The organism is Lactobacillus sp. M0390, from assembly GCF_016102085.1.
Classification (GTDB): Bacteria; Bacillota; Bacilli; order Lactobacillales; family Lactobacillaceae; genus Lactobacillus; species Lactobacillus apis.
This window is the reverse complement of sequence record NZ_JACFPH010000022.1, coordinates 1-547: the sequence shown is the minus strand read 5'-3', so window position 1 is coordinate 547 and position 547 is coordinate 1. Positions and strand designations below refer to the sequence as shown.

At 43.7% G+C, this 547-nt stretch carries 1 pseudogene; it reads left to right on the top strand.

The features are described 5' to 3' along the window. Positions 1-547 (top strand): annotated as a pseudogene (locus H3R25_RS08975) (DUF1542 domain-containing protein); the annotation flags it as partial.

Sequence of the window (547 nt, the reverse complement as noted above, 5' to 3'; positions counted from 1 at the left end):
GCACAAAAGAAGGATGCTAAAGACGCTATTGATGCCGAAGTAGCGAAAGTCCAAGGTGAAATCGATGCTGATAAGACCTTAGATGATGCAACCAAGGCTAAACAAAAGCAGGATGCAGCTAATGCCGGAGCAGCAGCTAAGACCAACATTGATAATGCAGCTGATGCACAAGGAGTAAAGGATGCATTAGGCAAGGGGATAAAAGCAGTAGATGATACTCACGTTACTGGTGCATTATTAGATACCCAAAAGCAAGATGCTAAAGACGCTATTGATGCTGAAGTAGCGAAGATCCAAGGTGAAATCGATGCTGATAAGACCTTAGATGCTGCAACCAAGTCCAAACAAAAACAGGATGCAGCAGATGCTGGAGCAGTAGCTAAGACTAACATTGATGATGCAACTGATGCTCAAGGAGTAAAGGATGCATTAGGCAAGGGCATAAAAGCAGTAGATGATACCCATGTTTCTGCTAGTCTAGACGCACAAAAGAAGGATGCTAAAGACGCTATTGATGCCGAAGTAGCGAAAGTCCAAGGTGAAATCG